A 9,845-nucleotide genomic window follows, 5' to 3' on the forward strand; every position below is an offset into this window, starting at 1 on the left:
TTCGCCCTGGCCAAGCACCGCCCCACCGCCGCCCTCAAAGCCCTGGACGCCTGGATCAACTGGGCCCGGCGCTGCCGCATCCCCGCCTTCGTTGACCTCCAGCGCATGATCACGCGCCACTACGACGCCATCCGCGCCGCGCTGATCACCGGCCTGTCCAACGGACTGATCGAGAGCACCAACACCAAGACCCGCCTAATCATCCGCCGAGGCTTCGGCTTCCACTCCGCCGACGCCGTCATCGCCCTGGTCATACTCACCCTCGCTGGCCCCCGCCCCACCCTCCCAGGACGCCAACCCACGACAGTGTGACCCACACATCAAGCAGGAGAGCCGGGTTTGGCCGGGCGGCCCGGACGGCGCGCCGGGTAGGTCCACTTCCGTGCAACCAGCTTCGCGTGCCAGCGCAGCACGGTGCGCGGAGTGATCAGCAGCTTCAAGCCGTTGCGGTGACGCTTCTTCAGGAGATGGAACAGGGCTGCGATCACGGCGCGGTCGCCGCGGGTGAAGACGGGCTTGGGGCTGCTGCGCTGCAGGACGGCCAGCTGGTGCCGGAGCACCAGTATCTCGACGTCCTTGGCTGCGGAGGAGCGGACCAGCAGACGCAGCCAGCTGAGCAGGAGGCAGCCGAATCGGTAGACAAGACGAAACGTCACGTCCCAAGCGTGTGATGCCGGGCTCGCGCACACTCCCGACGTGATCACATCGTGACCCTGAAGCTGCAGCTCAGCGTAGGTGACAGGGTTATCGGCACCCACAGGGCAGGCACGGACGGCCACGGTCAATTCACTTGCTCAGCATGGGATTTGGCGAGTCGGGCATTCACCGCGGCCCGGGCCCGATTCGCGCCCTCTACGTACGGGTCCGGCTCGGCCTGAACGGCCGGGGCTCTGCGAACGGCGATCCGCGCCCGCAGTTGCTCCACGGCCGCCAACCGTCGCTGGAGCAGCCACTGCGCGGCCCGGGTGCGGGCCTGCCCCGCCTGCTGCTCGGCCTCCTTCCGCGCCTCGGCCGGGCTGGAGTAACGGTGCCGCGTGCGCATCACCGCCTCGAAGGCCCGTTCGGCCTCCTCCTGGGCTGCCTGCGAGGCCGCGAACCGGCGCAGCGCCGCCGCGCGGTACTCGCCCAGCGCGACCCCAACCGCCAGCAGCTCCGAGGCTCCGGCCATCTGTTCGTCCGCCGCGCTGCGCCGCGCCTGTTCGCGAGCGGTGCGCAGTTCCATCCGGGTCTGCTGCCAGACCTGGCGGAAACTTTCGTAGCTGGACAGGTTGGCGTCGGCTGCCAGCGTGATGTTGATGCACTCGTGCACGCCTGCGCGGATCTCCCGGCTCCGAGCACACGCCCGGCACAGTCCCGCCGCCTGCCCGGCGCCGCAGTCCGCGCACGGCACCGCCAATCGCTCCCGCGCAGCAGCAGCCGCAGTCGCCTCCCGCTCCGGCCGCTGCGCCTCCCACCGTGCCTGGGCCTCGGCTGCCCGCCGCGCGGCGTCGGCCTGGCCTTCGGCGCGCGCCAGGGCGTGCCCGCGCAGCGCGTCCTCGATCGCGCCCTGGCGCTGGTCGAAGGTCGTGGTCGGCAGCTGGCGGACGACCTGTCCGATGATTGCGCGCCGGGTGGAGCGCTGGCCCTCGATTCGCAGGTCGCAGGTGGTGCAGTCCTCGTCGGTGTCCAGCCGGATGCCGTTGTCGCAGGCCGGGTGCTGGCACTGCCGCTCCTGCGGCAGGCCGCGCACCAGCATCCAGGCGACCGGGTCGCTGATGTGCGAATTTCCTTGGAGGTGCTGGCGCTTGAGCCGGAAGGCCAACCGGTGGGCCAGGGCCCGCGGAGCGTCGTCTTTCCCGGTCCACATGGCGATGCCGGCCACCGCACGCTGGACGTGCTGGAGCAGGAACCCTCGGGTCGATGGGTTTGCCAGTTGCTGCCACAGGTGATCCACCGGCGCCAGGGCACAGGCCAGCGCGGCGTCCCGGGGCAGGCCGACGGCGGGCGTCGGTCGGATCTCGGGCTGCCCAGGGCGGTGGTGGTGCTGGTTGTCGTGGTGGTGCTTTTCCCCGCGCAGCGGGACTTCCCCAGCGCCGACGAGCCGCAGTGTGGGCACGCCGGAGGTGCCCGCGTCCTCGCGCGCGCCCGCGCGCTCCGGCCGATGGTGGATCACCCTAACGGCGCAAGCGCCGGAAAAGCGACCTACTTCAGGACTTTCACCGTTGACGGAGACCACTGAGGTGTGAGTGGTGTGAGGGTCCGCAGCAGTGGGGTGCTCTGCAAGTGCTGCGGTGACAGGGTTGCTCGACGTTTGTGGGCCGGTCATGACATGGGCGGTGGCGGTGGCGGCCTTGCTGTGATCGCCGAGTGCAGTAGCCGGGCGCGCAAAGACAGCCTGGTGGGCAGGAGTCGGCGCTGCAGCGGGAGTACGAGAGGGTACGGCGAGTGGGGTGTTGTCGTGACCGGTGGCCCGGCGGCGGTGGGTGGCTCGGGCGGCGGCGACAGCCGGCACGATCAGGCGGCTGTCGCTGTTGAGCCCGGATCGTTTGGCTACCCGTACACGTTCGACGAGCCCGCGGGACTGAAGGCGGGTCAGGATCTTGGCGCCTGCTGAGGTGGAGCAGCCGAGGTGGCGTGCCACGGTGGCGGCCAGGCGTCCGCGCTTGTGCTCTACTGATCCGCCGATGAGCCGTACGCGGCCGTCGGGCCGGCATTGCAGGACGAGGAGGAGGAGTGCGAGTCGGTCGGTGGCCGCGCCGCGTCCGGTGACGCTGGCCAGGAGTCCGGCTCCGGCGAGGTCGGCTCCCCATCCGGGTGCGAAGAGTGCCTCGCATACCCGTAGCAGGACGGTGAGTTCGGTGCGGGTCAGGGCCAGTGGATGGGTGGGATCGCCGTCGGCCCGGGTGCGCCAGGTGGGCATCAGGACGCATTCGAGGCCGGTGGTCTGGCCGAGTTCGTCGGTTGTCGGGCGGGAACGCATGATGCCGTGTTCGCGCAGCTGGGGTAGCACCGTGTGGTCGACGGTTGACTCCGATACCCCAAGCCATCGGCCGAGTTCACGGGAGCGGGTCGTGGTTCGGCAGTTGCGGTGGTTGGACTTGGCGAGCAGGACGACTGCGGCGAGCCGGGTGGTGTCGGGCAGGCCGGCCAAGGTCGGCTGCTGGAGGAGGTGGCGGACTGCGGTGTCGAGTCGCAGCCGCATGCCGGGGTGAAGGTGAAGGAGCGGCTGGGGCGCTTCGGTGGCAGGTGCGCGGTGTTGGGTTGCGGGGTGGGAGTGGTTTGGTGTTGGTGTTTCGGGCAGCACTGAACTACCCCCAGGAGTGGCAGCGATGGTCTGCTCCAGGAGCTACGGGCTGGAAGAAGGCAAAACCAACCTGGCCGCTCGGCGAGTTGGGTGCCGGAGCGGTTTCAGGGGGTGGTCAGCGGGGTGTGGGCCGGAGGTCGGGCTCCTTTGCGGGTGGGGATCAGCGAGGTTGGTATGTGGTCAGGCGATGGAGACGGGTGGGCGGGGCTTGCGCGGCCGTGATGCTGGGAGCTGGCTGAGGGTCTTGGGGACCTCTTCGATCCACTCGCCAAGTGGGAGCCGGAAGGCTGTGCGGCCGCGGAGTTGGTCGAGTTCGAGGGCGGCTCGCTGTCCGGCTGTGGTGGCCAGGAGCGCGGCGTCCTGCAGAACCCACAGCACTGTCTCCGAGGAGGTCTGTGGGTCTGACATGGCCTCACGGGCGGCGTTGACGGCCAGGGACTGCCACAGTTCGAGTCCGTGTTTCTCGCTGCGGACGCGGCGCTCGCCGGGCCATACGAGTTGGGCCACGCACGCGTAGACCCGCAGTGCGATGACGTCCTCCTCGGTGTAGGGGGCGTGGATGATGCCGGCGTCGCGTGCCTTCCAGGCCCATGACTGGCTGACGTGGGCCGCATTGGCCACGGCGTACGCGGACAGCGCTTGGGCCATCGCGTTCCCCTAATCCTTTGTGAAGGTAGTTCCGGATCGCCCCGGGCTTGGGGTTCCGGACTGACTGGTGTGACGGATGCCTGAGTTCCTTCTGGCCTGCGATGCCTTCAAGATGAGCGGCGCTGTCACGGTGGTGGGTTTCGTGGTGGTCGCGCGGGCACCGGGCCGATGCCTCGTGTTTCCCCGGGCCTGTGAGTCCTTGAGAGAGCGGCACGTCCCGGTGTCTTCAGGCTGCCACGGAACCCACTCTCTGATCGTGTTCGTTGTCGTGGTGGTGCGAGCCCGCTCCAGGGCGAACCTCTTGTCGATCTCCGCGGGCCGTCGAGCTCTGGCACAGCTCGGGGTCCCTGGGGTGCGTTGGTGTCGCGAACGGCTACAGAGATGGTGGACCACCGCGTCCTGGGATTAGGGCGTCGCGTGACCCGCATGAGCTCGTGACCTGCACGAATGCAAGACGCTGGGAGAATGGTTTGACTGTGTACTGCGGCATCGGCTGGGCCGAATCGCACCACGACGTGGCGCTGGTCGACGAAGACGGACAGCTGCTGGCCAAGCGCCGGATCGGTGACGACGCAGCCGGCTACCGGGTGCTGTTGGACCTGCTCGTCGAGCACGGCGACAGTCCCGAGGGCCCGGTCCCCGTCGCGATCGAGACCAGCCACGGCCTCCTGGTCGCCGTGCTGCGGACCGGGACCCGCAAGGTCTTCGCGATCAACCCCCTGGCCGCCGCGCGCTACCGGGACCGCCACGGCGTCTCCCGCAAGAAGTCCGACCCGGGCGACGCCCTGGTCCTGGCACACATCCTGCGCACCGACATGGCCATGCACCGGCCGTTGTCCGCCGACTCCGACCACGCCAGAGCGATCACCGTGCTGGCACGGGCCCAGCAGGACGCGGCCTGGAACCGCCAGCAGCTGGTCAACCGGGTCTGCTCGCTGCTGCGCGAGTACTACCCCGCCGCGCTGCACGCCTTCCAACACAAGCAGGCCGGCCTTGCCCGATCCGACGCCCGCACCATCCTGGCCACCGCGCCGACGCCCGCCCAGGCGGCCCGGCTCTCCCTTGTCCAGCTGCGCTCGGCCCTCAAGCGTTCGGGCCGACAGCGCGGCATCGACGCCGAAGTCGAGCGCCTGCGCGAGGTCTTCCGCGCCCCGGCAGCCCACCAGCCCCCGGCCGTCGAGGAAGCCTTCGGCAAACAACTCATCGCCCTGCTCAAGCAGTTGGACGCCGTCTGCGTGGCGGCCGACGAGCTGGCCGAGGCGGTTGAGGCCGGCTTTCGCGAACACCCCGACGCGGACATATACCTGAGCTTCCCCGGCCTCGGCGTCCAGCTCGCCGCCCGCCTTCTGGTAGGGATCGGCGACGACCGCCACCGGTTCGCCAACGCCCGCAGCCTGAAGGCCTACGCCGGCTCGACACCGATCACCCGGGCCTCGGGGAAGAAGAGCTTCGTGGGACGCCGCTTCGTCAAGAACAACCGGCTCATCTCCGCCGGATTCCTGTGGGCGTTCTCCTCCCTGAAGACCTCGCCCGGAGCTGATGCCCACTACCGCCGCCGACGAGAGGTCGGCGACTGGCACGCCGGCGCCCAGCGCAACCTGCTCAACCGCTTCCTCGGCCAGCTCCACCACTGCCTTCAGAACCGGCAGCTCTTCGACGAACACCGTGCCTTCACCTCCCCTCTCACCTCATCGCTGACCGTTGCGGCTTGACTTCTTACGACCCGGAGATGTCTCTCGCCGATCGCAGGTGTTGCAGCGTCACCGTATCGCATAACAGCGAGTTTCTTCTCTCGACACGAGAGAAAGATGGGCCGCTGCGGCAGGCCTGATGCCGCATATGTCCCGAATTTGCAGGGATGTCAGCTCCCCTGCGCTGAGAGCATGTTCTGTCGCCAAGGAGTTAGGTGACGAGTGCGGCGGTTCTGTCGCCCGACCGATCGCCAGTCAGACAGCTCGTTAGATCGAAAGGTTTAGCGCACTAGACAACGATGCAGGCGTAAAAATATCGATGGGTGCGGTCATCATTAGCTTGATGACTGCACCCATCGGTATATGACGAGGCCGGGCGCCCGCGAACTGCGTCTGCGGATCAGCGCCCTCCAGGAAGCTCGGGCCGCTGCAGCTCCCCCGCACCGTCCAACGCTGCCAGGAAGATCTCGATCGACGCGGACACCACGTAGATGCCCTTACGCCCGTAGTCGGCCTCCTGAAGCCCCACATTCAGATCCGACACCCAGGCCGACGCCTGCGGACCGACGCGGTAGGTCGACTGGCGACCGGGCTCCACCATGCCCATGCGCACCGTCAGGAAGTCCTGAGCCAACGCGATCTGCTCCTCCACCTCCGCGGACGTGTGGCGCAGCGCCGCATCGATGTAGTGGCTGATCGCGAGCTTCTGGTTGCCCGTGCTGCGCCGGTCCGCGTTGATTCGCGTCTTCAGCAGCGCAAGCACGCTCGGGACGATACGGAAGCCATGCAGTCGCCAGTTCTTGGAGTCGATCGTGGCGCTCGCGAAGCTGTCCAGCACCGCCTGGTGGGCCCAGTGCTGTCCGGAGCGCCGCGCCGCAGCTGGACGACGTCTTGGCGCACTCGTCGCCGCCTTGCTGGCAGGAGTGGGCTGCGCAGCAGGCTCGTCCGTTGTCTCCTCCGCAACCAGGGGACCGGTAGAGGGTTCGGGGATGGCCGCCGGGGAGGCCGCGGGCTCCTTGGGGTCGACCGACCCGGCGCCGGCCTCCGGCAGTTGGGCGTCCCCTGCCGGGACCGAGCCGGGGGGAGCAGTCTCGGCGGATTCGTTCGGGCCATCGAAGGGTGCGGCAGGCACAGCTTCTTGAGCGGGCTCGAGCGCGGCCTCGGGCAGAGGCGCCGCGGCAGGCACCGCCTTGTCCGGCGCGGGCGTGGTGGTCGGTGCCAGCGGCGTGGCAAGGACTGCAGCAGGCGCCTGAACCGGCGGGGTCGAAGGCAGAACCGCCGGCGCCGGCACCTCGTGCACCGACAAGTTCACCTCGGCGACCGCGGGCTGCGCGGGCGGCTCGGGCGGCTCGGCCAACTGCCCGTCCAGGACCCGGAACTCGATGCGGGCATCGGGCACCGTACCCGGGGAAGATGCGGCGGACTCCTCGGCCACCGCCACGCTCGTGTGCGACGCCGTGGCCGGGCCGGACTCTTCCCTGGGGACCGGCGCTGCTGCCGGCGGCTCGGCGGCGGCCGGTGCAGCCGACTGCGGCACCAACGGCTGAACCGGTACCGGGAGCGAGGCCTCGGCTAGAGCAGGAGCGGGTGGCTGGTCAGCCGCCGGTGCCGGCCCCGCGGCGATGAACGACGCCTGAACGACGTCGTCGGCGTTGGCGACCACCTGCGCGAAGACGTTCGGCCTCTTCTTGGGCCGGCGCTCAGGCACTGATCTCCTCCGTCATCGGCGCCGCGGCGATCTGCCACTGGTCCGCGGGGGTGCTCATCCGCACCAGCATCTCCCGCAGCAGCGCCGCGTACTGCTTACCCGGAGCGTGGTTGGTGTGGGTCAGGACGGCCGGCACACCCATCCCGTAGGCCTTGGAGATGAACTCGCTTGCGCGGATGTCGGACAGGAAGGGCAGGAGGCCTGCCTCGACGACGCCGGTGCGCACCTCGATTTCCTGCTCCTTCCACGCGGAGGGAGCGCTGGTCTTGTTGAGGATCACACCCAGGTACTGGGGGTTGCACTCCCCCTCAGTGTTCTTGCTCACGAACTTGACCGAGCCGGCCAGGGTGACAGCCCCTTTGACCGTCGCGTACTCCGGGTAGCACAGCGTGGTGATCCAGTCCCCGGCAGCCCAGCCGACCGCGGCCAACGCGTTGATGGCGGGCGGCACATCGACGATCGCATAGTCGTACCGGTCGGCCACGCTCATGAGCATGCGCCGCAGTATCGGGGTCGCCTTGTAGCCGGCGGCTGCGACCAGGTTCTGGGCCGTGCTCATCGACCCCTCGTTGCACGCGAGCAGGTGGAGAGCGCCGCCGTACTCCTGGAAGTCCCCCATCAACTGACTGCGGTCGAAGACCAGGTCGTTGAGGTCCAGGGAGATGCCCTGCAGCTGTGCCTGGAGCGCCCATCCCAGCGAGCGGCCCGTCTCGGACTGAGGCAGGTTCACACCGACCGCGGTGCCGGCCTGCGCCTGGGGATCCAGATCCACGATCAGGACGCGCTTACCCATCAGGGCAAGACCGGCGGCCAGGTTCACGGTGGTCGTGGTCTTGCCGACCCCACCCTTCTGGTTCGCCACCGTGATGATTTGCATCTCTTGCTGCTCCTCTCGCACGTCACTCGACCGACGCAAGAACAATCGAGATCCGAACGACTCGTCATGAGGGATGAATGTCCGGTTTTGTGGCGCTAGCTGCGAGCTGTCGCCCGGAGCCAGCGCGATCATGTTCTCTTGTCACTCGATTTTCAGGGTTGAAGATAACAGCTCGCGTCGCAGTCGGGTGGGACACCCCGGAGCAAATCACCTGGTCGATACGCCACCGCATGCGTCGGCCACCGATGCCACACGATCCGGAGCGGGCTCCGCTTTGGGCGAAGCTGCCTCAACACGCCTGATCAGCAAGCAGGGTGCTGTCCATCGAGCCGCCACCGACCGGCCAGGGAGCACCCCTGCAGCCGCCAGGCCCAGAAGGTGGCCAGCGGGCACCGTCCCCGGCTGTATGTGCCGCAGAGGACCGGCTGCCGGGCCGCCACTGTGCCCCTGCGTCGGCTGATCCACCGGCGGAGGGACGGTCCGAGCGACGCACGGTCACGGCAGTCGCCAGACAGCAAGCTCGCCGACTGCCAAGGGGCGGGAGCAGGTCGCGGGCAAGCCTGGCAGACCGCTCGACGAAAAGCCGGCCAGTCGGTCAGTCCGTACCAGGCGCCGCGGGTCAGATCGCCGGCTCAGCCGAGCGATCGCCGGAAAGCTCATCACGAAGCAAGACGGCCAGCACGATCGTCGCGGCAGCCGCTGACCGGGCAGCGAGCAGAGCCGCAGGACTGCGAGACGGTCCGCGGGTACGGCAGAAACACCGGTCGGTGATTGTACGAGCTGTTCATTTAGCAGATTGCTGGTCTGACAGCTGTAGTCATAGGCAGCACGCCCGCAAGACAGACACCACGATCGTCAGCAAGTCGGCCGGGCAGCAAGGCGAATCGTCAGCACGCTGAGGGACCAGCGAGGCAGGTGAGTCGAGAGCTCGTCAGCTCGATGAAAGCGTCCATTTGCAGGCAGCTGGGAGCATCGCAACCAAAGCGGTAGGACAGCTCGTCAGTCGAATTCCCAGTCAGACCGTAAAGCAGTAAGGGCGCACAGCTGTCAGGTAGCAAGAAAGCAAGCCAGTCCGGTGAGTCAGCCGACCAGTCAGCAGGTGCGCCACTCGCGCGGCAGGGGGACATGCAGGCCGAGACGTGATCCGGCAGTCACGCGAGCGGAAACACGGTCGGAAGCGCGGATGAGCCGCAGGATAGACACGTCGCAAGACAGCTAGCTAGTCGAGTCGATAGTTATAGCGCTGCATCCATCACTGCTGAAGAAGGTTTGTGTATCGTTATATCGATCATGATGTTAATCGATAGGGTTAGACGCATGCAGGTAGCAGTATCCATCAAAGCTTATATCGATACATTGATCGATACATCCATACCAGTTTCCATCGTTATATTTGATGCTGCATGGAGAGGCGAAGTCCATTGGGAAGGTGTGGCCTTGCGGTGCGCCACTGATGCATTGAACGCTGCATGAATCGATGCTTCTGTCGAACCACTTATCGGTGTGGCTATCGGTATACCTGCACGTCCAAGGCTGTTCGCAAGGTGCTGTCAGACATCCCATGCCGTAGTGGTGTCAAGCGGCGGTTGGGAGGGTTGCGTGGTGTGACCAGGCGGTGGCCTCGTCGTAGAGGGTGCG

At 67.7% G+C, this 9,845-nt stretch carries 8 protein-coding genes; 3 read left to right on the forward strand and 5 right to left on the reverse strand.

Annotation, left to right across the window (positions count from 1 at the left end; translation table 11 throughout):
• Positions 1 to 312: transposase (locus ACZ38L_RS36985; protein WP_465702022.1), on the forward strand; the 312-nt coding region annotated here is incomplete at its 5' end.
• Between the two features lie 8 nt (positions 313 to 320).
• On the opposite strand, the gene ACZ38L_RS36990 is transcribed toward ACZ38L_RS36985, so the two are convergent.
• From ACZ38L_RS36990 to ACZ38L_RS37000, 3 genes are all read right to left on the reverse strand, one after another.
• Positions 321 to 656 (reverse strand): integrase, encoded by a 336-nt coding sequence (locus ACZ38L_RS36990; RefSeq protein ID WP_465702024.1) that lies wholly within the window; start codon positions 654 to 656, stop codon positions 321 to 323.
• Positions 657 to 781: 125 nt separating this feature from the next.
• The gene (locus ACZ38L_RS36995) at positions 782 to 3,181 is read right to left on the reverse strand and encodes a hypothetical protein (protein ID WP_465702026.1); all 2,400 of its coding nucleotides are present in this window, start codon (positions 3,179 to 3,181) and stop codon (positions 782 to 784) included.
• A gap of 282 nt (positions 3,182 to 3,463) precedes the next feature.
• Positions 3,464 to 3,931 carry a hypothetical protein gene (locus tag ACZ38L_RS37000; RefSeq protein ID WP_465702028.1) on the reverse strand — a complete coding sequence of 156 codons (468 nt, stop codon included), beginning with the start codon at positions 3,929 to 3,931 and terminating at the stop codon, positions 3,464 to 3,466.
• Positions 3,932 to 4,401: 470 nt separating this feature from the next.
• Here ACZ38L_RS37000 and ACZ38L_RS37005 point away from each other — a divergent pair, with 470 nt between their 5' ends.
• Entirely contained in the window at positions 4,402 to 5,643 is a 1,242-nt protein-coding gene (locus tag ACZ38L_RS37005) for an IS110 family RNA-guided transposase (protein WP_465702030.1), read from the forward strand.
• Between the two features lie 379 nt (positions 5,644 to 6,022).
• On the opposite strand, the gene ACZ38L_RS37010 is transcribed toward ACZ38L_RS37005, so the two are convergent.
• Together ACZ38L_RS37010 and ACZ38L_RS37015 are read right to left on the reverse strand one after the other, a co-directional pair.
• Positions 6,023 to 7,330 carry a hypothetical protein gene (locus ACZ38L_RS37010; protein WP_465702032.1) on the reverse strand — a complete coding sequence of 436 codons (1,308 nt, stop codon included), beginning with the start codon at positions 7,328 to 7,330 and terminating at the stop codon, positions 6,023 to 6,025.
• Positions 7,323 to 8,207 (reverse strand): ParA family protein, encoded by an 885-nt coding sequence (locus tag ACZ38L_RS37015; RefSeq protein WP_465702034.1) that lies wholly within the window; start codon positions 8,205 to 8,207, stop codon positions 7,323 to 7,325. The genes ACZ38L_RS37010 and ACZ38L_RS37015 overlap by 8 nt, the downstream gene beginning before the upstream one ends.
• 1,317 nt (positions 8,208 to 9,524) lie before the next feature.
• Here ACZ38L_RS37015 and ACZ38L_RS37020 point away from each other — a divergent pair.
• On the forward strand, positions 9,525 to 9,680 hold the full coding sequence (locus ACZ38L_RS37020; protein ID WP_465702036.1) for a hypothetical protein: 156 nt from the start codon (positions 9,525 to 9,527) through the stop codon (positions 9,678 to 9,680).
• Positions 9,681 to 9,845 lie beyond the last annotated feature (165 nt).

This window comes from Kitasatospora sp. NPDC024654, assembly GCF_055559155.1.